The sequence below is a fragment of the Micromonospora sicca genome, assembly GCF_003172935.1.
GTDB classification, from domain to species: domain Bacteria; phylum Actinomycetota; class Actinomycetes; order Mycobacteriales; family Micromonosporaceae; genus Micromonospora; species Micromonospora sicca.
Genome location: NZ_QGKS01000192.1, coordinates 15,257 through 39,082, shown reverse-complemented (window position 1 = coordinate 39,082; position 23,826 = coordinate 15,257). Strand labels below are relative to the sequence as shown.

Below are 23,826 nucleotides of genomic sequence, written 5' to 3'. Positions count from 1 at the left end.
CCCACCACGGGGAGCCGGGCGTTGGTTCGGGTGGCGGTGTCAGTCGGTGCAGGAGGGCTCGTCGAAGTGCCCCGGGGTGCTCGGATAGGCCGCCCCGGCGCCCTGCTCCCGGTTGTCCCTCGGATAGACGTAGGACAGCTCCAGGAAGGCCGAGGTGCCCGCGGTGGTCACATCGGACGGGGTGCGACCCGCGCCGGTGGCCCAGGCCAGCCTGGTGAGGAAGTCCTGCATCGCCGGGCTGTGCTGGCGGATGTCGTTGAATCCGCCGTACGCGGCGTTGCAGTGGGTGTACAGGTTGTACGCGCCGTTCCAGTCGAAGAGCCGGTCACCGTTGTTCGGGCCGTTCGCCGTGACGTCGCCCTGGAGCACGTCCCGGTCCCAGCCGCCGTAGATCCAGTCGGTGCCGTGGTGGTGCTGGTTGTCGGCCAGGACGTCGTTGTCCAGGTTCGTCATCTCGAACCAGCGGCACGGGTCGACGGTCCCCGCGGCGGTGGTCTGCGGCCAGGCCCCGGCGGCGCAGTCGTCCGGGTACGAGCCGCGCGGCCGGAAGTCCAGCAGGTCGGAGCCGAGCACCGCGTCCGCCGCCGGTCCGCTGGTCGTTCCGGCGCCGCCGAACAGGTGATCCACGTACTGGTCGCGGTCCCCCCGGGCGGCGGCGCTGAAGACACCGTCGACCTGGCACTGCGGCTCGGCCGCGTCGAGCACCGGGTCGCAGCCCTTGCCGCCCCACAGCACGTCGGAGCCCTCCGAGCCGAACAGTTCGTCGCCGCCGCTGTCGCCGTTGGCGACGTCGTCGCCGAAGCCGCCGTGGATGTTGTCCGCCCCGGCGCCGCCGCGGATGAAGTCACCCGCGCCGGCGGTCAGCCCGGCGTACGGCATGGGCGCCGAGGTGGGGTCGCCGATCCAGGCGTCGCCGTCGGTGTCGTGCAGCAGGTCCACCCGCCGGTCGTAGCCGCCGGCCCGGAACCCGGTGTACGTCTCCTGCGGCACCGACGACAGGGTGGCGGTGAAGCCCAGCGCCGCCACGTCGTCGGCGTTGAGGTACTGGTTCACCACGCCGCCCCGGTCGCCGAGGATGGCGTCCCGGCCGTCGTCGCCGTAGAGGGTGTCGACGCCCAGCTCACCGAAGAGGTCGTCGTCGCCGTCCCCGCCCCGGATGGTGTCGTCGCCGTCCTGGCCCCACACCCCGTCGTTGCCGGCGTCGCCGTAGAGCTGGTCGTTGCCGAACGCGCCGGCCGGCTCGCAGGTGGGCTGGGCGGTGGTGCAGAACCGGGTGGACGGCCCCGGCAGCGCCGGGTCGTGGGTCCGCGCCGCCGTGGCGTCCGCCGGCACCGCACCGGTCGGGTACCGCTCGGTGTAGACCCGCTCGGCGGACTTCCCGTCGACCGTGGTCACGGTACGCAGCAGCGAGCCGTTGTCGCCGAGGAGCACGTCGTCGCCGCCGTTGCCCTCGACCACGTCGACGGTGTCCCGGAAGCCGGCCGCTGAGCTGCCGCCGATCAGGTCGTCCTGCCCGGCCGGCGCGCCGGTTCCGACCAGGTCGGCCGCGGCGGCCGGGTCACCCGGCCAGCCCGGGTCGGGCAGCGGGGCGACCGTGGCACGGCCCGCCGCGGCGAGGGCGATGTCGCCGCGCAGCACGTCCGCGCCGCCGTTGCCCTCCAGGTAGTCGCCGTTCCCGTCGCCGGTCAGCGCGTCGTCGCCGTCCTGGCCCCAGAGGGTGTCGACGCCGTCGCCGCCGCTGATCCGGTCCGCGCCGTACCGGTTGGCGGTGACCGCCGCCCGGTCCAGCAGCACCACGATCCGCGGGCCGAACGGTGCGCCGTCGGCGCCGAGCCGGACGGTCACCGAGGTCGGCTGCTCACCGGTGAGCGGGCGCAGCACCGCGCCGTTGTCGCCGATGACCGCGTCGGAACCGGGTCCGCCGAAGAGGGCGTCCGCGGTGTCCGGCTGGCCGCTGGTGGTCGCGCCGGTCCCGTCGTACGCGGTGCTGGAGCCGCCGACGAGGTCGTCGTCGCCGGCGTCGCCCTCGACCCAGTCCGAGCCGGGGCCACCCTCGGCGAAGTCCGCGCCCGCGTCGGCGTGCACCCGGTCCGGTCCGCCCTGGCCGAGGATCACGTCGTCGGCGTCCCCACCGGAGATGAGGTCACCGCCGCTGGTGCCGGCCGCCGGGGTGAACCCGAGGTCGAGCAGGGTGACCTTGCGCGGCGGACCGGCCCGGCCCTGGGTGACCCGGGTCGCGTCGGCGGTGGCCGGCGTGAACCGGGCGTTGTCCCCGGCGATCAGGTCGGTGTCGGCGTCGCCGTACAGCTCGTCGCCGACGTCGGGGCGGCCGGTGCCGGCGGCGGGCTCCTGCCCGGAGCCGCCGACGATCTCGTCCCTGCCGAGGTCACCGTGGACCAGGTCGGCGCCGTTGTTCCCCTCGAGCTGGTCGTCCCCGGCGTCACCGTTGATCCGGTCGTCGCCCAGGCCGCCGTACGCGACGTCGGCGTCCGCGCCGCCGGAGATCACGTCCCCGGCGCCGGCGCCGGGGACGTCACCGGCCAGGTCCAGCGGGTACGGCCCGACGTCCCCGATGCGCGGGGTGCCGTTGTCGCCGACGATCCGGTCGACGCCGTCCTCGCCGTAGAGGAGGTCCCGGCCGTCGCTCACCCCGGCGGCGCGGCCACCGCCGTAGAGCACGTCGGCGTCGGGGCCGCCGAAGACCTGGTCGGCGCCCTCGTTGCCCTCGGCGGTGTCCACGCCGGCGCCGCCGTAGAGGCCGTCGTCACCGGCGTTGCCGAAGAGCAGGTCGGCACCGTCGTCGCCGTGCAGCTGGTCGACGCCGGCCGCGCCCCAGACCCGGTCGGCGCCGCCGCCCAGGTGCAGGGTGTCGTCGCCGAGCTGACCGCAGGCGCGGTCGTCGCCGCCGCCGAGGTCGGCCCGGTCGGCGCCGCTGCCGGCGGAGACGATCTCGGCCCCGGCGCCGCCGAGGATGAGGTCGGCCGCGCCCTGGTCGGCGGGGGCCGGCTGGCCGCCCGCGAGGGTGGCGTCGGCGCAGGTCTCGGCGGGCAGGTGCCGGTCGCCGAAGACCGTCGCCCCGCCGTCGCCGCCGATCACGTGGTCGCTGCCGAGGCCGCCGACCAGCAGCTTCGTCTGCGACTGCGTGCCGGTCGGCAGGGGATCGTGGGTGACCTGCCGGAACGGGCCGTAGCCGTCGGAGCCGCCCGGCTCCCCGATCGCCGACGGTTCGGCGATCACGTAGTCCTCGTCGGGCCCGCCGAACAGCTCGTCGGTGCCGTAGCCACCCACCAGCACGTCGTCGCCGCCGTAGCCGTACACCCTGCCGGTCTGGCCGTTGGCGGAGTGGGAGACGACCAGGTCGGTGCCGGCGCTGCCGTGCACGGTGTCCTGACCTGCCCCGGTGTCGACCCGGTTGGTCAGCCCGGCGTCGCCGCTGCCGGCCTGGTCGGCGTCGGCCGGCACGGTGGTGTCGTACGTGTGGATGGTGTCGTCGTTCTTGCCACCGTTGACGGTGTCCCCGCCCGGACCGCCGACGAGGACGTTCTTCCCGCTCGGCCGGTCGTCGAGGACCACGCCGAGCACGTCGTCGCCGCCGTTGCCGTAGACCCGGTTGGTGCCGTGGCCGACGGTGACGTGGTCCACGGCGCCGGCCGGGTCGCCGGTGGGGTCGGTCAGCGTGGTCCAGTCGATCAGCCCGGTGAGGCTGGTGTCGCCGACCGAGGTGTGCACGGTGGTGGCCGCGCGGTTGCTGCCGCCGAGGCCGCTGTCGCCGGCCACCACGTCGTTGCCGTCGCCGGTGGTGACGGTGTCCTGGCCGGGTCCGCCGGCGACCCGGCTGACGGCGCCGGCGGCCTCGGTGGTGACGATGACGTCGTTCCCGCCGCGTCCGTCCACGTAGGCCGGTCCGGTGCCGGTGCGGATCTGGTCCTTGCCGTCGGAGCCGAGCACCACCGCGGTCTTGTCGAAGGCGGAGGTCTTGGTGCCGTCGCCGCTGGTGTCGCCGTCGCCGAGCAGGAGCACCGACATGGACGTCTTGTCCGGGTCGGCGACCTGGTAGCCCCGCCCGTCGACGACCACCCGGGTCAGGTTCGGGTCGAGGAACTCCTGCTTGCGGCCGAGGGCCTCGACGGCGAAGCCGTCGAAGTCGTCGCTGGCGCCCTCGGCGCCCGCCTCGGCGTAGTGCAGGGCGTACACCTTGATCACGTCACCGGCGTAGGTGCCGGAGCCGTTGTCCCAGGCCTTGTCCCCGCGCTGCTCCTTCTTGCCGAACTTGCCGGCGAAGACCACCAGCGTGTCCCCGACCGTGCCGCCGAGCTCCGGTGGCTTGGGTTTGCAGTCCGGTTGCGCCCGGAAGTCGAGCAGGGTCGCGTCGACCAGGGTGAAGTCGAAGGTCTTGGAGAACAGGAACAGGTCGATGGTGATGTAGACCTTGAGGAAGACCGACAGCTGCCCGCTGGTGGTGAAGAGGCAGACCGGGTTCACCAGCAGCGCCTGGAGGAACTCGCTGGTGCGGAACTTGCCGTCGTTGTTCGGGTCGTTCCAGCTGAAGCCCACGGTCAGCCGGATGCCGCCCTGGATGCCGGCCTTGACGATCAGCACGCTCACCTCGGCCCCGGCGGCGATCTCGCCGCGCAGGGTGACCACCGGGACGGGCTTGCCGCTGCTGTCGGCGGTCTTGAAGTAGAGCCCGTCGAGGAGGCTGACCGCGTCGATCGCGGTGCCGTCGTTGGCGGCCTCGATCGCGTGCCGGATGCCCGCGGTGTCCAGTCCGGCGATGAACCGGGCGGTCACCGAGGCGCTGCCGGCGAGGGTGATCAGCACCGGCGGCGGGGCGTAGACCGGCCCGAACGACTGCCGCCAGCTGAAGCCCAGCGCGAGCGGGCCGGAGTCGAAGCTGACCAGCTCCACGTCCTGCCCCATCAGCAGCCCGAACAGGGAGCCCGGGTTGTCGAAGATCGGGAAGCTGAACCCGGTCTTCTGCGCGTTGGACCTGCCGTCGGCCGACGGGGTGAAGAGCTTCTCCCCGTCGTCGCCGGCGGCGGTGTCCACCGCCGACTTGACCTCGGCCGCCGACTTCGCCCGGGTGAACGGGTCGTCCCGCTTGATCAGGCTCTCCGCCGAGGCTGGCGACACCTCGGTGGTGAGCGCCCTGGCCGGGTCGACCAGGAACTGGCCGAGCGGGATGGAGCAGCCGGCGTCGCAGTCGGGTATCCGGTTCACGAAGGTGATCACCGCGCGGACGGTGTCGATGAAGTCGAGCTTCGGGCCGTCGTTGAGGGTGCTGAACGTCTTGGCGAGCCAGACCAGGGTGATGTCCGGTCCGCCGGTGGCCTTGGAGAGGTCCGACAGCACCGGAATCGGCGCGTAGAGGGTGTCGATGACGGGCTGCAGCGGGCCGGTGACGGCCTTGAGCTTCTCCACCACCGGCTTGAGGATCTTGTCGAAGAAGGCGCCGGCGTCCAGCGCGATGTCGGTGAAGGTGACCTGCAACGGCGTGCTGACACCGTTGCCCGTCGCGGTCAGCCCGCCCTGCTTGTGTGCCAGGCCCCACTTGAGCCCGAAGCGGGCGCTGATGCCGGGCAGCGCGGAGCCCACCTCGTCGCCGGTGTTCAACACCGCCGCCAAGTTCCAGTCGATGTTGACCTTGGCGGTGAGGTCGGTGGCGAGCAGCGCGCCCAGGTCGCCGAATTCGGCGAGCGTGAGCTTGGCGTCGGCGTCCGCGGTGCAGTCGGCGGTGACCGCCGGGTCGAAGCAGCTCTTCTCCCCCGGCGCGCCCTTCAGGTCGATGCCGAAGTACGCCTTCACCAGCGGGTCGGTGCCCTGCTTGGTGGCGTTGACCTGGATGAAGGCGAGCTGGGCGGCGAGGTCCCCGGTGGTGTCGAACTGGGCGCCGATCTGCACCTCTGGCGTGGTGTCCCCGTCGTGGGTGGGGACGTAGAAGCCCTCGTCCCGGTCGAGCACCAGGTCCAGGTGCAGCTTCCAGCCGAGCGCGGCCCGGATGCCGTCGGGGGCGCCCTTCTTCGCCTTCAGGGACAGGCCGGGGATGCCCAGATCGAGCGGCACGTTGACGCCGAGGCACTTGTTGCTGTCGCCGGCGTCCTTGCAGCCGTCCGCCGCCGAAGGCGCGCCCCGGGAGGTGGTGAGCTTGATCCGGATCGACCGGAAGTCCTCCGGCTGGCAGGGCTCGGCCACCCCGGTGCGGCAGCCGACCACCGCGCTCACGCCCGGGTCGAGCTCCTTGAGCACATCGTCGAGGGCGGCCTGCAGGCCGGCGCTGTCCAGCGTGGCGTTGGCCAGCACCGGGCCGATCGCGGCCTTGACGTCCTCGCGGAGCTGCGCCACGAACTTCTGGCCCTGTTGCAGGTCGTCGCCGACCAGGGGCAGCTTGCCGTCGAAGCTGGCCAGCCGCAGCGCCTCCTCCACCTTGGCCAGGTAGCCGTCGATGCCGACGTTGAAGTCGGTGAGCTTCATGGTCAGGTTGGCGAAGCAGGAGGCGAGGTCCGGGGTGTTCGCGGTGGCCGTCAGGTCCAGGCCCATGGTGAAGGTGAGCAGGTTGGTGGCGTCGGCCGGCTCGCAGTTGTCGACGAACAGCGGGGCGCGGGCGCAGATCGGCACCGTGTCGCCGCCGGTCCCGCCGCCGCAGTCGACGCCCGCGGTGGTGAACTGCGGGGTCACCCCGAACAGGCCGCTGATCGGTCCGTCCTCGGTGAGGCCGCCGAGCCCGACGCTGAGGTTGGCCTTCACGGTGGCGAAGTCCGGGTCCTTGCCCAGGTTGAGGGCGAGCGGGCCGACCCGGGCGGCGATCGCGCCGTCGGTCACCCCGCCGGAGACGGTGACGCTGGCCGAGGAGGTGTGGTCCAGCAGCGGCGCGGCGTCCAGCCGCAGCGGCAGCAGCAGGCCCAGCTTGGCGCGGGCATCGACGTCGAGGGCGAAGGTGCCGGAGCTGTCCAGGCTGATCAGGTCGCGGGCGCCGTCCCAGGCGAAGGCGAGCGGCCCGCCGGTCTGGAAGTTCCGCTTCCAGTCCAGCCCGATCCGCAGGAACGGTCCACCCGCGCGCTGGTCCAGGGTGAAGCTGACCCCGCTGCCCGCGCCGATGGCGTTGTTCAGCCCGTCGAGGGCGTCCTGCAGGTTGTCCGGGGGCGCGGCGAGCAGCCGGTCCAGCGCGTCGGCCAGCTCGGGTCGCAGCGCGTACGCCGAACCGTCCTCGGGCTTCGGCGTGCCCGCCGCGTCGATCCGCAGCGTCTGCCCGTCGACCCGGTCCAGCACCCGGTACGCCTGGCTGCCGATCACCACGGTCCGCCCGGCGAGCCGCGGGTCGAATGCGGCGTCCCCGCTGCGCGTGCCGTCCTTGAGCAGGAAGTTGCTCCCGTCGGCGACGAACGTGACGTCCTTGCCGACGCCGCTCTCGTCGGCGCCGAGCAGCTGGCGGGCGGAGCGGCCGAGCAGCGGGATCTCCTTGTTCAGCGGTCCGCTGCCGCCGTCGGGCTGGGACAGCGCCGCGTTGACCAGCCGCAGCGCCTCGACCACCACCGCGAAGAGCGCCTTCGGGTCATCCGGGTCGAAGTCCACGGCGAAGAGCCCGGACAGCCCGGAGGTGTTCACCACCGGCTGCTCGCCGGCCTTCCAGCTGACGTCGACCCCGATGCCCTGGCCGAGCGCGCCGGTGTCGCCGGGGACGCTGACCTTGACCTGGCCGGTGGTCTTCACCGAGGAGGAGGCGGCGAGCAGGGCGGCGGGCTCGGACTGCAACCGCTGGAAGAAGGTGCCGAGGCTGACGTCCTGCGCCTGCTTGAAGCTGACCTGGAGCATCCGTTCCCCGGCGGCGGCCGGGCCGACGGTGAGGTCGCCGCCGAGCTTGACCTTGAGGAAGCCGGCGGTGGCGTAGAAGTCGACCCCGGTGGTGATCGGGAAGTCGGCGGTGAACAGCGGCGTCGCCGGATCGGTGCGCAGCAGCACCCGGTCGGCGTTGGCGGCCGGGCTGCCCAGGTCGTCGCGCAGGTCGAGGACCAGCGTGACGGCGGCGCTGTAGCGCGGCTTGACCTTGGCGAAGCTGGCCTGGGCGTTGGCCGCCCGCAGGCCGACCTTCTTGTTGCCGTCGACCGGGTTTGTGAGGGCGCCGGCCAGCTCGACCGCGCCGGTGTTCGGGCTGGAGCCGCTGATCACCCACACGCTGTCGTTGGTCGGTTGGCCGCCGATCCAGTTCTGGGCCAGGGTGACCGAGTTGGCGGTGTTCGCGGAGACGGTCCCGGCGGAGGTGCCGGCCACCACCCGCTGCCCGACCAGCTCACCGGCGGTGAACCGGTTGCTGCCGACGCTGAACCCGTTGGCCGTGAAGGTGGCGCCGCGGCCGGAGAGCGAGGCGGCCCCCGGGTCCAGCGGCACCTCCACCGTGGACTCCCGCTCCAGCTTGACCCGGAAGACCAGCTTGTCGCCGGCGAAGGCGAGGTTGTCCACGGGCAGACCCTCGGCGGCGAGCAGCGCCACCAACTCCTGGATGGAGCTGAACTTCGGCTGGCCGGCCAGCGCCGGGTCGTCCGAGGCGGGGTCGAACTGCGGGTCGTCCGGCTTCGGGTGGACGTACTTCTTGAGGAAGTCGGCGAGCTTCTCGTTGACCTTGACCGCGTCGGCGAAGGTGCCGCGCAGGAACGGCAGGCTGAGGTTGCCGGCCGGCCCGCTCTGCTGCACCCCGCCGAGCAGGGTGGCGAGCTGGGCCAGTCCGGAGGCCAGGTCCAGCGGGCTCATGTTGCGGAACTTGGCGATCGTCTCGTCCAGCCCGGTGGTGGTCACCGTCGGCGTACCGACGGAGATGTCGTTCCAGTCGACCTTGACGGTCGCCGCGACGGCCGGCAGGGCGAAGGGCGCGCCCGTGGTGGCCGCGCCCAGGTTGACCACGGCGTGCACCGATCCGGGACCGGGCTCGGTCTCGGTGTCCGAGATCCGGCCGCCGCCGGAACCGTCCAGGGCGACCTGGACCAGGCCGGCCAGGGAGCCGGCCGCACCGAGTTCACCGGTGCCCGCGCCGGCGGCGGTGTCGAAGGCCAGCCGGCCGTCGCCGTTCGGATCGGTGAGGGTGACCTTGACGTGGGTACGGGCGGTCAACGTGCTGCCGGCGGTGAGCGTGACGCCGAGGATGCCCATCGACGCGGTGGCCTTGTCCAGGTCGGCGCGCAGCCGGGCCGCCGCGTCGATGTCGAGGCGCGGGGTGTCGCCGTCCCGGACCAGGTAGGTCTCCCCGGCGGCGGTGTGCCGGGCCCGCAGGTGCAGGGTGGCCCAGCCGGTGACGGTGACCGCCTTGGCGAGGGTCACCCCGCCGACGGTCAGGTCCTTGTCGGCGACCTCGCGTTTCGTGGTCAGCAGCACGTCCAGTAGGTGGTCCCCACCGCTGGCGGTCACCGAGCTGGTCAGCCGGACGCCGCCGCCGAGGTCCACGTCGTCCTTGGTGAGGCCGCTGGCCAGGGCGTCGGACGCCTTCCGGGTGAGCTTGTCGGCGTCCACCAGCGCGCCGGGGCTGACGCCGAGCAGCGGCAGCGGCTGGCCGAGCAGCCCGACCCGGGACAGGCCGTCCTCGGACCACCCGGCGGTGCGGGACATCAGGCTCTTCAGCGCGGTCTCCCACGCCTCGTCGGCGTGGGCGGGCGCCGCCGTCCACACCAGAGCCATCGCCGCCGTCACCACCGTCGCGATCGCCGCGGCGAGCAGCCTTCGTAGAGCCACCATGAGCCACCTCGTTCATCCGATGGCCGTCACCGACGGCGCGGGTTCCGCGCCAGCACATCGATCGCGGAGATGGCTCACAACAACTGTGTCGACTTGGTGACACTGCGTCAGGCCGAACGGTCGAGACCGGGGAGCCGGTGGGTTCCCGCACACTGTGCGTGCGGTCAGACCGCACGCTGTCGCGTGCCCGTCAGCCCCTTGCGTCAGGGTTCGCAACGGACCACCGCTCCACCGGCCGGCGCGCTGCTGCCGGCGCGGCGCCCGCGCCGGCACCCGGCGCGCCCGGCCCCGGCGACGGTAGGGGCGCCAGGGCGGGGTCCACGCCGGACCGGCCGCCCGCGCCTAGTCCAGGCCCCGGCGGGCGAAGGACCGGGGCTGGCGGCCGGCGAGCAGCCAACCCCCGATCGTGGCGAGCAACGGCAGCCCGACGGTCGTCGCGGCCAGGTGGGCGACCGGCACGGTGCGGAGCGCGTCGAGGTCGCGGTGCAGGACGCTGACCAGCGCCAGGTAGGCGCCGGCCACGCCCAGGAACGCGCCGAGCAGCGCGAGCGCGCCGGCGGTGGTGGCGGTCAGCGTGCGGCGCACCCGCCTCGGCGCGCCCGTCGCGGTCAGCGTGCGGATGTCGCCGACGACCTCGGCCCGGATGAGACCGACGGTCATGGCCAGCACGCCGAGGGCCAGCAGCGCGCCGGCGACCGTCGCTCCCGTCCGGAGGTCGCACAGGGACGCCTGCTCACGGCGGGACTCGATGGTCAGGCCGGCGCCGGCGGCCAGCCCCTGGGCCGTCGCGAGTTCCTGCTCGGTGAGCGGGTGGTCGGTCTCCAGGAACCAGCCGACCCGGGCCGGCTGCCACCCGTGGCGGTCCAGCGCCCCGGCGGTGATGAGCGAGTTGGGCAGCGACGAGTAGCCGAGGTCCGGCAGTGGCTTTGTGGCGGGCCGCACCCCGCGGGCGGGAATGTTCACCAGCTCCAGCGGGCCGCCGCGCACGGTCAGCACATCGGTGTCGGCACCGACCGAGGCACCGGCCACCTGGTAGAGCCGCAGCAGTCCGGGGTTGACCACGTAGAGCGGGTGGGACGTCGTCGTCCGGCCGGCGACGACGGGGACGCCGATCTCGACGGCCGGACGGCCGGTAGCTCCACCCTCCCGGCCCGCGTCGGCGTACGCGGTGACCACCGCCATGTCCAGCGGGATCACGGTGGTCGCCGCGACGGCCGCCTGGACCGCCTCGGCGCCCGCCTGCGCCGCGGCGAGCTGGGCCGGGGTGCGTTCCGGGATCACCGGGTCCGGTCGGCCGATCCGGACCAGGAGCTGACCGTCGGTGAGGTTGCCGAGGCCGGCCGCCTGCCGGGCGCTGTGCTCGGCGGCGGCCGAGCCGACGACGATCGCCGCGGAGATCCCCAGCGCGAGGCTGATCGCGGCGAGCGCCGCACCGGCGCGGGCGCGGTAGCGGGCCAGGTCGGCCAGGGCCAGCCGGACGGCCACCGGCAGGCCGCCACGCGCCGCGGCCAGCGCCCGGATGCCGAGCGGGCCGACGAGGAGGACGCCGAGCGCCGTGCCGACGGCGCCGACGGCGATGAGCACGGGACGGTCGCCGCCGGAGGAGACCAGGGCGGTGAGGCCGGCGGCGAGCAGCGCGGCGGCGGCCAGCGCCGACTGGCGGGCCGGCCTGGGCGCCGGCGGCCGCGCCGACAGCGCGCTCATGATCGGGGTACGCGCGACGGTGCGGGCCGGCCACCACGCGGCGGCGGTGGCGGCTGCCACGGCCAGCAGCATGCCGGCGCCGATCGTCGCCCAGGGCAGGTCGAACCGGTCGATGCGGTGCCCGGCGGAGGTCTCCACCGCGCCGGCGGTCACCAACCAGGCGGCGATGCCCAGTGCCGTGCCGCAGACCGACGCGACCGCCCCGACGGCCGCACCGTGGGCCAGCATCACCAGCCGCAGGTGCCGGGGGGTGGCGCCCATGGCGGCGAGCATGCCGAGCTGGCGCATCCGGCGGTGGGCCAGCACGACGAAGCCGGCGGCGGCGACCAGCGAGACCAGCAGCAGTCCGACGGTGACCAGCGCCAGCGCCGCGAGGGTGGCCGCGGTACGGGTCGCGGCCGGCCGGGACTGGCGTACCAGCGGACCGTCCACCGAGTCCCGGAATGCCTCCAGCGCGGCCCGGTCGCCGGCGACCAGGACCGCCACCGACTGCGGCGGGTCGGCCGGTGCGACGGGCGTCAGGACGAACTCGTCGTGCAGGTCAGCCGGGTTCTCCACCAGGCCGACGATGAGACGGTCACGGTCGTCCAGGCGCACCCGGGTGCCGATCCCGGCCCGCAGCAGCCGGGCCGTCGCGTCGGTCACCGCCATCTCATCGGCGGTCAGCGGGTACCGCCCATGACGCAGCGCGAGCATCGGTGCGCCGTAGGGGCCGGCGGGATCCTGGGCCCGGATGTCGACCGGGTCGAAGCGGCCCGGAACCTGCGCGGAGCGGTGCCCGATCACGTCCACCGTGCCGAACCAGGCCCGCGCGGCCGCGATCCGGGCTTCGAGGGCGGCCGGGTCGTCACCGGGCAGGCGGATGAGCTGGTCGGCCCGCCCGAAGGTGGCGTCGCTGGAGGCCGGCAGGTTCCAGGTCGCCGAGACGCCGAAGGTGGCGCCGACCACGGCGACGGTGAGCAGGCCGATGACCAGCAGCTGCTGCCGCCACTCGCGGCGCAGCAACCGGACGGCCCACCGGATCACGGCGCGCCGGGCCGGCAGGCCGCCGCCGTCCGGCCGCGCGGCCGGCGGGTGCGGCGCGGCGGTCGCCGGTGGGCTCGACGTCACGCCGCACCGTCCGGTGCGAGCAGGGTGTCCGGACCGGTCGTCGGCGCGGTCTCGTCGACGACGCGCCCGTCGCGGATGAACACCACCCGGTCGGCCCAGGACGCCAGTTGGGCGTCGTGGGTGACGACCACTCCGGCGATCCCGCCCCGACAGGCCGCTCGCAGCAGGCGCATGACGGCCTCGCCGTTGGCCGCGTCGAGGGCGCCGGTCGGCTCGTCGGCGAGCAGCAGCCGCCGGTCACCGACCACGGCGCGGGCGATCGCGACCCGCTGACGCTCCCCGCCGGAGAGGTCGTCGGGATAGTGGTCGGCCCGGTCGGTCAGGCCCAGCTCATCGAGCGCGCGCAGGGCGGCCACCCGGGCCGTACGCGCCGCCACACCGTCGAGCTCCAACGGCAGGGCGACGTTCTCCACGGCGGAGAGGCCGGCGAGCAGGTTGAGGTCCTGGAAGACGAAGCCGATCGACCGGCGGCGCAGTCGTGCCCGGGCGTCGCTGGAGAGCGTTGACAGCGGCGCGCCGCAGACCACCACCTCGCCGCCGCTGGGCTCCTCCAGGCTGCCGGCGACGGTCAGCAGGGTGCTCTTGCCGGAGCCGCTCGGGCCCATGACGGCCACCAGCTCACCGGCGTCGACGTCGAGGTCGACCGGGTGCAGCGCGTGCACGGCGGTGGGCCCCGAGCCGTACACCTTGGACACCTGCCGCAGGCTGAGCACCCCGCTCATCGCCGAGCCTCCGCCGGGCGGTCCGGGACACGGCGGTCGGCCACGTCGGGCGGCCGGGCGACGCCGCCGGACGGCGGGGGTGGCGCGGGCCGGCGACGCAGCCGGTTGTCGGCCGCGTCCAGCCAGCGTACGACGGCCTCCAGCCGGAACAGCTCGGCGTCGACGACCAGGCCGAGGCCCACGTCCTCGGGCGCCGCGTCGGCCTTGAGATGGGTGTACCGCTGCATCTCCTCGACGATCCGCCGCCGGTGCACCTGCAGGATCTCGTGGACGTCCACGGTGGGCATCCGCATCGCGACCTGGACCTTGATGACGAGTTCGTCGCGCGGCGGCGGGCCGGCGACGGGCGGCGTGCGCAGCCAGCCGTCCAGTTCACTCGCACCGGCGGCGGTGATCCGGTAGCGGCGTTGCGCGCCGTCCCGCCCGCCGTCGTCGGACTCGACGTGCCCCTCGCGCTCGAGGCGCTGGAGCGTCGTGTAGACCTGCCCGACGTTGAGCGGCCAGACCTCTCCGGTCCGCGCCTCGAACTCCTGGCGGAGCTGCAGGCCGTACTTCGGTGCCTCGGTGAGCAGCGCGAGGAGCGCGTGACGAATACTCATGACTCATCACTACGAGTAAGCATACTCGGTATAATACACAGTATTCTCTGCCGTGCGAGTCCGCAGTGGTAAGTCTCCCCGGCCGGACGCACGAGGGGCGGCGGTCGACCGTCCAGGGTCGACCGCCGCCCCTCGCCTCCCTTCCGAAATCAGGCGGCGACGCGGACGAGCAGAGTGAACGCCCGCAGCGGGTCCCCGCTGAGCTGCGCGTGCTCGGCGTCGGCGATCAGCGCCGCCCAGTCGGCCGGCGCCCGGCCCCCGACGACCGCGGCCTGGGCGGCGTCCCGGGCCACCGCGAGAATCGCGTCGGTCAGCGCCGCGTCGCCGGGCCCGGATCCCAGCGGCCGGCCGAGCAGCCGGAGCACCTCGGTGGCGTTCCGCAGCGAGCCGTCGGGGTTCCAGTTGCCGACGGCCAGCGCCGCGCGCAGGACCGCCCGGTCGGCGGCGACGGCCGCCAGCAGCGTCCGGGTGGAGCCGGTACGCAGCCCCCAGCCGAACGGGTACAGCGGCCGGTAGTCCGCGTCGCCGACGTTGATCGGCACCTGCGCCGCGCTGCCGGGCCAGGTGACCGGCAGCCGGCCGGTGAAGGGACGCCGGCCGAAGAGCACGTCCGCCACGCCCGCGCCCTCGCTGCCCGGCAGCCAGGACGCCACCAGCGCGTCGATCTCGCCGAGCTGGTCGGTGAGCAGCTGCGGCCGGCCGGAAACCACCAGGACGACACAGGTGGGGACCTCGGCGCAGACCTTGTCGACCACGGCCCGGTCGCCCGGCTGGAGGCTCAGCGACTTCTCCTCCTGCTGCGGCGTCGAACACCAGCCGCACTCCGGACCGCCGACGTCGCCGTACCCCTCGGCGTACGGCGTCTCACCGACCACGACGACGCCCACCTGGGCGCCGGCCGTGGGCGCCGAGGCGTCCGCGCTGTAGGTGACCTGCGCCTGCGGCGCCACCTCCCGGATGCCCTCGAGGATGGTGGTGCCGGGGATCGCGTCGCCGGACACCCCCTGCCAGGCGATCGTCCAGCCGCCCGCCTGGTTGCCGATGTCGTCGGCGTTGCGGCCGGCGACGTACACCCGGGCGTCCTTCCGCAGCGGCAGCGCGCCGCCGCTGTTCTTCAACAGCACCTGGGACTTCGCCACCGCCTCGCGGCCGATCGCCCGGTGCTGCGCGCCGCCCACCTGGTCGACGTTCCCCGCCGAGGCGTACGGGTGCTCGAAGAGGCCCAGCTCGAACTTCTTGACCAGGATCCGCCGCACGGCGTCGTCGATCCGCGCCTGGCTGACCCGCCCGGCGGTGACCTCCGCCAGCAGCAACTGCTCGAACTGCTCGGCGCTGTACGGCTCCATGAACATGTCGGTGCCCGCGTTGACCCCGACCCGGACCTTGTAGGCGGTCAGCCCGGTGTTGGCCGGCTCGGCCGGGTCGGGGATCTGGTGGATGCCCTCCCAGTCGGAGATGAGGAAGCCGCGGAAGCCCATCCGGCCCTTGAGCACGTCGGTGATCAGCTCACGGCTGGCGTGCATCTTGGTCGGGTTGCCCAGCCCGTCCTCGGTCCAGTCCACACTGGAGAACGAGGGCATCACGCTGCCGACGTGGTGGGAGCCCACCGCCGGGACGTACGGGGCGAGGTCGACCCGGGCGAAGTGGGCCCGGTCGGTGACCGTGACGCCCTGGTCGATCGGATACTTCTGCTCCCACCACGGCCGGCCCTCGTTGGCGGCGGCGGTGGCCTCGTCGTAGTCGGTGTCGCCGTCGCCGGCGTAGTGCTTGGCGGTGGCCAGCACCCGGTCGCCGTCGTCGAGCTGGCCGGGCCGGCGGCCCTGGAGCCCGTCGATGACGGTCTCCATCCGCACCACCAGCGCCGGGTCCTCGCCGAAGCTCTCGTAGCTGCGTCCCCACCGCTCGTCCCGGGAGACGCAGAGACACGGCGCGAAGTCCCACGGGATGCCGGTGGCGCGCACCTCCGTCGCGGTGGCGTGGCCGACCCGCTCCACCAGGGCCGGGTCGCGGGTGGCACCGAGGCCGACGTTGTGCGGGAAGATCGTGGCGCCGTACACGTTGCCGTGGCCGTGCACGGCGTCGATGCCGTAGATCATCGGGATCTGGAGCCGGGTGCTCAGCGCCTGGGCCTGGAAGCCGTTGACCATCTCCACCCAGGCGGCCGGCGTGTTGCTGGCGGGCGTCGAGCCGCCGCCGGAGAGGACCGAGCCGAGCTGCCAGCGGGCGACCGCCGTGGGGTCGTCGGCCACGGCGGCCCGTTCCGCCTGGGTCATCTGGCCGATCTTTTCCGGCAGCGTCATTCGGCCGAGCAGGTCGGCGACGCGCTGCTCCACCGGCAACCTGCGGTCGAGGTACGGCAAACCGTGCGCGTCGACCACGACGGTCGGCTGAGCCGCGACGGTGACCCCGGCGGAGGTGAGGGTGAGCGGGACGGCCTCGGCGGTCTCCGCCGACCGGTCCCGGTGCAGGGTGACGGTGAACCGGCGGATGGAGCCCGACGGGCTGCCGGCCGGGAAGGTGAGCACGCCGGACGCGGCGGCGTAGTCGACGCCGGGCGTCGCGGTGCCGGCGCCCGTGGCGTACCGGACGGTGGTCGCCGTGGCCAACGGCCGCCCGTCGGAGGTGGTCACGGCCACGTCCACCGGCACCCGGCTGCCCTCGCCCGCCTGGTAGACCGGCCGGTCGGTGGTGACGGTGACGGTCTGGGTGTCCGCGGCCGCCGCGGGCGGGCCCGGTAGCAGGGACACGGCCAGGGCGCCAGCCCCGACGAGTACGGCGTACCTGCGCGATCTCATGTCGTGCCTCCCCACGGGGGCCGGTCACCCGTACCCCGCCGGTCCGGGGCCGCCCTCGTCTCGGTAAGGAATCCTTCCGACTAGGATCGCGTTAGGTCAATGTTTCGCGCCGGTTCCGGAACCTCGACATGACCGGCTGACCGCTTCCGGCGGTGTTGATCTGGGCCGTGGGCGTAGTCGATCAAACCGGACGACTGCACCTCTGAGCTGCGGCTGCAGTCGGCGAGCAGGGCCGAGACGGCCGGCAGCGGCGGGAGCCATTGGCCGACGCGGGCTCAGGTGGACAGGAATGACCGTAGGGCCCCGGCCGTTTCCTGTGGCCGTTCCTCGGCGAGGAAGTGCCCGCAGTCGAGGGCCCGGCCGGTGAAGTGCGGTGCGCGCTCGCGCCAGATGCCGGTCACGTCGTAGGCGCCGCCGATCCCGGGCTTGCTCCACAGCGCCAGCGTCGGGCAGGCGAGCTTGCGGGAAGCGTCGGCGCGGTCGTGTGTGAGGTCGATCGTCGCGCCGGCCCGGTAGTCCTCGCAGCTGGCGTGGATGGTGGCTCGGTCGAAGCAGCGCTCGTACTCGGCGACCGCCTGTTCGTCGAGTGCCCCCGGCGTTCCGCACCACTCGTTGAGTGTCCAGTGCAGGTACCCGGGTGGGTCCCCGGCGATGAGGCGTTCGGGCAGGTCCTGAGGTTGAATCAGGAAGAAGTAGCGCCACACAGTGGTGGCCTGCTGTTGGTCGATCGTTTCGTAAATCGTCTTGGTTGGGACGATATCCAGGACCGCCAGGTGCGAGACCGCGTCCGGATGGTCGAGCGCGAGTCGTAGCGCCACGCGGGCGCCACGGTCGTGACCGGCGACGGCGAACCGCTCGAAGCCGAGGTAGCGCATCACCTCGACCTGGTCGAGGGCCATGGTGCGTTTGGAGTAGGCGCTGTGGTCGTCGCCGCCTGGTGGCTTGTCGCTGTCGCCGTAGCCGCGCAGGTCGGGGCAGATGACCGTGAAACGCTTCGCGAGTGTTGGCGCGATCCGTTGCCACGTCACGTGCGTTTGCGGGTATCCATGCAACAGCAGCAGCGGCGGCCCGTCGCCGCCGTGGCAGACATTGATCGTCAATTCCCCCGCGGCGATCCGTTCGTTCGTGAAGCCTGGGAACATCTTCTCGTATTACCACATGTGCCGCACGGCGTTCTCTTGCCCGGCTTTCTGTGCCGCTGTCGGTGCTGGTGGGAGCCTGTGCCAGCGGCCCGGTCACTGTATGGTCCGCCCACCCGACCGGCGCGTGCCGGCTATCCGGTGCGGAATCGATTCAGCCGGGCCGGCGGTCAGAACGGGGCGTCCACGGACAGCCGGCGCACCTGCGTCAGGTACGGGTCCAGCTCTCCCACCTCGAACCGGCAGGTCCCGATGACGTGCCAGAACTGACCGCCCGGGTCACCGTCCAGCTTGTACCGCCCGTCGGGGCTGACCGCCGCCCAGCCGTCCGGCAGCCCGATCAGGGTGGCCCGCAGCTGGGCGTGCTCCGGGTCGGCCACGTCCCACAGCCGGACCGTACCGTCGTCCCCGGCGCTGGCCAGCAGGCTGCTGTCGGGGCTGAACGCCACCGACCAGACCCGCCGGGTGTGCGCGGCCAGGGTGCCGTGCAGCCGACCCGTGCCCGGGTCCCACAGCCGGATGGCCAGGTCGTCCCCCGCCGTGGCCAGCAGGTTGCCGTTCGGGCTGAACGCGCAGGACCAGAGCCGGCCGGCGTGCTCGGTGAGCATCGTGCGCCGCTCGCCGGTGAGCGCGTCCCAGACCACCGCCGTGCCGTCGTTGCTGGCGCTGGCGAGCAGCGTCCCGTCGGCGTTGAAGGCCACCGCGTACACCCGTTCGGTGTGCTGCTCCAGCGTGGCGCGGCAGGTCGCGGTGGCGGCGTCCCAGAGCCGGACCAGGTGGTCGTCACAGCCGGTGGCGATGGTCTCGCCGTCCGGGCTGAACGCCACCGCCCGGACCCGGCCGCGGTGCGGGGTGAGGGTGGCGAAGTGCCGGCCGGTCCGCCGGTACCACAGCCGGACGGTGTCGTCGTCGTTCGCGGTGGCCAGCGCGTCGCCGTCCGGGCTGAACGCGGCCGCCCAGACGTGGTCGGTGTCCACGTTGAGCTCCCGTTCGTCCACGCCGGTGTCGGTGTTCCACAGGTGCACCCCGCCGTCGCCGCTCGGCGCGGCGAGCAGCGGCTCGCCCGGGCAGAAGACGGCCGAGAGCAGCCGGTCCGCCGGGCTGCTGAGCTGCCGGACCAACCGGCCGGTACGCGGCTCCCACAGCCGCACCACCCCGTCGTTGCCGCAGGTGGCCAGCACCTCGCCGTCGTCGGAGAAGGAGAGCGCGGTGACCCGCCGGCCGTGCCCGCGCAGGGTGTGCTGCAACTGGCCGGTGCGGACGTCCCAGAGCCGGGTGGTGCCGTCGTTGCTGCTGCTCGCCACCTGCTGCTGATCCGGCCGCCAGACCACCGGCCAGACCGAGCCGCGGTGCCGGGTCAGCTCGTGCCGCGGCTGGCCGTCGGCGGTGTCCCAGAGCTGGATGGCGCCGTCGCTGGCCGACGAGGCCAGCAGGGAGCCGTCGCCGTTGAACCGGACGCTGTAGATCGCGCCGCGCTGCCGGCCCAGCACGCGTACCGGGCGGCCGGTGTCCACCTCCCACAGCCGCAGCGCGCCGTGGGTGTCCCCGGTGGCCATCAGCCGGCCGTCGGGGTGCACGTCCAGGGCGTACACGTCGGCCTCGTGGCCGCGCGGCTGGCGCAGCAGCTCCCCGTCGACGGCCCGGCGCACCCACACCCGGCCGTGCTGCCCGACGGCGACCAGGGACCGACCGTCCGGGGTGTGCACCACCCGGTAGACCACCTCCGGCTCGCGGACCTGGAACGCCAGCGCCCCCGAGGCGACGTCCCAGCCGCGGATCACGCCGGCGCTGTCCACCACCACGACCCGCCGGCCGTCCGGGCTGAACGAGGTGCCCCAGATCGGCGCGGCGTGGCCGGGCCACTCGTGCCGCAGCTGGGCACTGCGGGTGTCGTAGAGCCGGACCACGCCGGCCGCGTCGCCGACCACCAACCGGCCCCGCGCCCCGTCGGTGAGGAGCGGCCAGACCCAGCCGGCGAAGACGTCCTCGATGACGTGCCGCACGTCGCCGTGGTCGGCGTCCCACAGCCGTACGGTCAGGTCGGCCGCGCCGGTGACCAGCTGGTGCGAGGCGGCGTCGAAACGGACGGCGTAGACCCGCCCCCGGTGGCCCTGCAGGGTGCGCACCGGCAGGCCGGTGAGTGTGTCGCAGATCAGCACGCCACCGTCGTCGCTGCCGACGGCGAGCACCGCCCCGTCCGGGCTGTACGCCACCGGCACCGGCAGCCGGCCCACCTCGAAGCCGTAGGAGACGCCCACCGCCGGTGGGGCCAGACCGGGCACCACCGGCCGGCCGGGCGCCACCACCGCGCCGCGCAGCTCCGGCGCGCGCAGCAGGGCCGCGTCGGCGGCCACGTCGATCAGCGCGGCCCGCCGCCAGCGGCTGCCGGTGACCCGGGCGCCACGCAGGTCGGTACGGAACAACCGGGCCCCGGCCAGGTCGGCCTCGCGCAGGTCGGCGCGGACGAGCCGGGCCTGGTCCAGGCGCGCCCCGCGCAGCCGGGCGTGTTCCAGCCGGGCGTCGCTGAGGTTGGTCGCGACGAGTCGGGTGGCGGTGAGGTCGGCGGCGGTCAGGTCGGCCCGCGCCAGCTCCCGGTGGGACAGGTCCTCCCCGCGCAGCGAGGCGCCCCGCAGGTCGGCGCGGTCGGGCAGCCGCAGCCGGGCGCTGAGCCGCAGCGCGTTGGCCCGGACCGTCTCCCCGGCGTCCTCGTCGCCGAGCACCCGGGCTGTCCAGGCCGTGCACCGGCGCGGGTCGGCCAGGTCGCCGAGGAACTCCACAGTCAGCGCCGACAGCGGGCGCACCGCCAGCGCGGACGGGTCCTCCCCCCGGTTGAACTGCGCGGCGATCCCCTCGGCGACCAGCCATTCCAGCACCGAGGTGTGGATGAACCCGAACAGTCCGTCGTCGGTCCGCACCAGCAGGCTGCCGGCGCCCACCGCGTGCATCGCCTGCGGGCCGGACAGCCGCGACTCCGCCAGCCCGGTGAGCTGGCCGGCGGCATCGGCCAGCTCGGCCAGCCGCAGGTACGACTCGCCGCTCTCCCAGAGCTGGAACGCCAGCCGGCTCACCGCCGCCCACAGCTCGGGGCGGCGCAGCGTCACCGGCGCGCCCGGCACCCCCTGGGTACGCCGCTCCTCGAAGTCCAACCAGGACTCGAGGATCTCCCGGTAGAGCGCCGCGGCGCTGAACGTGCCGCCGGCCCCGGCCACCGCGGCCAGCCGGCCCTCGTCGAGGTTGGCGATGAACCCCAGCATCCGCGGGTTGCGGGACAGGCCGAGCAGATCCTTCACCCCGGCCAGGAGGTCCATCCGGTCGCGGGCGGCCTGCTCGTCCCCGCCGTACCGGTTGCGCAGAAAGGCCTCGATCTGGCCGGGGGTGAAGTCCTCGATGGCCAGCACCCGGCGGTGCGGCAGCAGCCCGACCCGCTCGCCGAGCGCGGTCAGCACCTGCGAGTTGGTCTTGAAGTGCTGGGTCCGGCTGCTCACCACGATCTTGGCCTTGCCCTCGGCCGCCTGGAGCAGGGTCTCCAGGTGGTCGGCCGCCCGGTCGTACGCCACCCGGGCCACGAGTTCGTCGAACCCGTCGAAGAGCAGCACGATCCGACCCTTCCGGAGCATGTAGCGGAACGCCTTGAGGTCGATCACCTGCTCGCCGTGGTTGGCCAGGTGCGCGGCGACCAGCCCGTCCACCGAGTGCGCCTTGTCCAGCGCGCGGAGCTCCACCAGGATCGGGATCAGGTCGGGCGCGGCGGTGGGCAGCCGGCGGGCCACCTCCCGCAACGCGAACGTCTTGCCCCGGCCGAAGTCGCCGAGCACCAGCACGAACCGGCCGTCCGGGGCGGAGATCAGCTCCAGCAGCTCGTCCACCACGTCCTCGCGGACCCGCTGGTCGGCGCCGACCAGGTGCCGGTAGCGCTGCGGCACGTACTGCCCGGGCGGGTAGAGCCGGTCGGCCTGCAACCGGGCGGTCTGCGCCGCGACGTACTCGCGCAGGTCCAGCAGGCCCTGGAACTCGGTCAGGTGCAGCACGCGCACCCCGCGCCGCTGCGCCGCCTCGGCCAGCCCCCGGCCGATCCGGTCGCCGTCGTAGACCAGCTCGGACGCGACGTCCGGATCGGTGGCGTGCACCCGCCGGGCGAAGTCGTCGACGTCGGCGGCGCTCGGCGTGCCGACGTACGCGCCGACCCGCTGCTGCCGGACCACCCCGTCGGCGCGGTAGGTGACGAACAGGTGTGGCGGGTCGGCGGGCACCCGGCGGACCAGCACCCGGTCGTAGCGCGCCTCGCACACCTCGGCCAGCCGGTCCAGCAGCCGCTCGAGCGGCGCCGGCGCGACCACGGCCGGCGCGGCGGCCGGCACGCCGGGCGCCGCCGTGCCCTGGGTCGGCCCCTCCGCAGCGGTCGGCAGCCGCGGATCGGGCACCTGGGCCGGGCCGGCCGCCCCGAAGGTGGCCTCCGACCGGGGCCAGCGCACCGCCGTCGGCTCGCCCACGTCGTGCCGGTCGTCGCGGCCGAGCACCCAGCGGGTCATCCCGTCGGCGGCCAGCCGCAGCACCTGCGCCCGGCCGTCGCGGGACGCGGTGGACAGCGGCACCACCGGGTCGACCGGCGCGCGGGTCGGCGCGGCGTCGGAGAGCAGCAGGTTGAGCATCGGCCCGACCAGCCGGTTGAACGGCCCGCGGTCGCGCAGGGTCGTCCCGTCCGCGACGGCGACCTCGTCGGCGTACGGGGTGCGTGGGCCGGGTGCGTGCGCCATGGCGCCCAGCCGCAGCCAGCCGGACTGCTGGTAGTGCCGCAGGCGCTGGGCGAACCAGGTGGACTGGGCCTCGCCGAGGAAGCCGTACCGGTCCTCCTCGCGGTGGGTGACCGCGACGGTGGAGTTCAGCCCCGCCACCACGACCCGCAGGTCCGGCACCGCGAACAGCGTCCACGGCTGCTCGCTGTCGAAGATCCGGTCCTCCAGGCCCTGGTACAGCTCGTCGAAGAGCCGGGCGTAGTGCCGCCACTTCGGCCAGTACGGCGGCTGCGGGTCGACGTCGTCGGCCTCGCAGGTGGCGAAGTACGCGCGGCTGGCGGCCATGGTGACGTCCCGGGGGCCGGGCACCACGACGAGCCGGTGCGGCTCCAACCCGAGCAGCACCCGCAGCCCGGTGAGGAAGCTCAGCGCGTCGGAGAACTCGCGCGGGCTGCCCGACTCGGTCAGGTTGCCGGCCACCACCAGCAGGTCCGGCCGGGGGACGCCGTCGTTCATCAGCAGCGTCAGGTCGCCCATCAGGTGTTCCTGCAGCTCGCCCGGGGTGACCGGGGCGCCGGGGGAGATCATGCCCCGGCCGAAGCGCGGCCCGGCCACCTGGAACACGGTCACGGTGGACCGGGCGTCGGGCAGCGCCAGCGCCGCGGGCGGGAACGGCGGCGGGTTGATCGGCGTACGGCGGGAGCGGCGCGGCGCGGGCACGCCCGCGGCCGGCTCGGCGAGCACCCCGGCCGGCCCGGCGGGGTGGTGCGGGAAGGCCGGTTGCAGGACGGGCTTGGCCCGGCCGTCGAGCGCCTCCCGGATCCGGTCCAGCACCCGCCCCCGGGCCTGCGCCGCGTCGGTGACCCCGACCAGGTCGACGTAGGTGATGGTGGCCAGCAGGCCGTCGATCGGGCAGTCCTCCACCCGGACGGTGACCAGCTTGTTGCCGGTGCCGTCGGGGTCGGCGCGCAGCGCGGCCTGCCACTCCAGTTTCCCGTACGTCGAGTGCAGGTAGCGCTCGGAGAGGACGGCCACCACGACGGCGGCCTCGCGGACACCCCGATCCATGAAGTCGATGAAGTTGGTGCCGGCGACGAAGTCCCACGCCTGGAGCAGGGTGCGGTACCCGGCGGACTCGAACTCCCACGCCAGCCAGGTCGCCCAGCGCTCGTCGGCGGGCGAGTAGCTGATGAAGAAGTCGATCGGGCGGTCGGACCGGGTGGGGTGCGCGCCTACAGCCACAGGATCATTATGGCCACCCATCGTCAATCCGTGGACACCCTCGGCAGCCGCGTCGGCCGCGCCCC

7 protein-coding genes are annotated in these 23,826 nt (G+C 74.0%); all 7 read right to left on the bottom strand.

The features are described from left to right. Positions 1-39: 39 nt before the first annotated feature. Positions 40-9,714 carry a calcium-binding protein gene (locus tag DKT69_RS12185; protein ID WP_146231058.1) on the bottom strand — a complete coding sequence of 3,225 codons (9,675 nt, stop codon included), beginning with the start codon at positions 9,712-9,714 and terminating at the stop codon, positions 40-42. A 345-nt stretch (positions 9,715-10,059) separates the two neighbouring features. Next, positions 10,060-12,531, bottom strand: a complete 2,472-nt coding sequence (locus DKT69_RS12180; protein ID WP_109801681.1) for an FtsX-like permease family protein — start codon at positions 12,529-12,531, stop codon at positions 10,060-10,062. Continuing rightward, a complete protein-coding gene (locus DKT69_RS12175; protein WP_109801680.1) occupies positions 12,528-13,253 on the bottom strand; it encodes an ABC transporter ATP-binding protein in 726 nt (241 codons plus the stop codon). The genes DKT69_RS12180 and DKT69_RS12175 overlap by 4 nt, the downstream gene beginning before the upstream one ends. Next, a complete protein-coding gene (locus tag DKT69_RS12170) occupies positions 13,250-13,852 on the bottom strand; it encodes a helix-turn-helix transcriptional regulator (protein ID WP_109801679.1) in 603 nt (200 codons plus the stop codon). Before DKT69_RS12170 ends, DKT69_RS12175 begins: the two co-directional genes overlap by 4 nt. Before the next feature lie 149 nt (positions 13,853-14,001). Then, positions 14,002-16,647 (bottom strand): glycoside hydrolase family 3 N-terminal domain-containing protein, encoded by a 2,646-nt coding sequence (locus DKT69_RS12165; RefSeq protein ID WP_109801678.1) that lies wholly within the window; start codon positions 16,645-16,647, stop codon positions 14,002-14,004. Between the two features lie 275 nt (positions 16,648-16,922). Further along, positions 16,923-17,789 (bottom strand): alpha/beta fold hydrolase, encoded by an 867-nt coding sequence (locus DKT69_RS12160; protein WP_109801677.1) that lies wholly within the window; start codon positions 17,787-17,789, stop codon positions 16,923-16,925. Between the two features lie 167 nt (positions 17,790-17,956). Continuing rightward, positions 17,957-23,761, bottom strand: a complete 5,805-nt coding sequence (locus DKT69_RS12155) for a WD40 domain-containing protein (RefSeq protein ID WP_109801676.1) — start codon at positions 23,759-23,761, stop codon at positions 17,957-17,959. Positions 23,762-23,826 lie beyond the last annotated feature (65 nt).

Bases quoted from the DNA above. Each gene is read 5' to 3' on its own strand.
- DKT69_RS12175 (WP_109801680.1), bottom strand. From the start codon at position 13,253: ATGAGCGGGGTGCTCAGCCTGCGGCAGGTGTCCAAGGTGTACGGCTCG.
- DKT69_RS12170 (WP_109801679.1), bottom strand. From the start codon at position 13,852: ATGAGTATTCGTCACGCGCTCCTCGCGCTGCTCACCGAGGCACCGAAG.
- DKT69_RS12165 (WP_109801678.1), bottom strand. From the start codon at position 16,647: ATGAGATCGCGCAGGTACGCCGTACTCGTCGGGGCTGGCGCCCTGGCC.
- DKT69_RS12160 (WP_109801677.1), bottom strand. From the start codon at position 17,789: ATGTTCCCAGGCTTCACGAACGAACGGATCGCCGCGGGGGAATTGACG.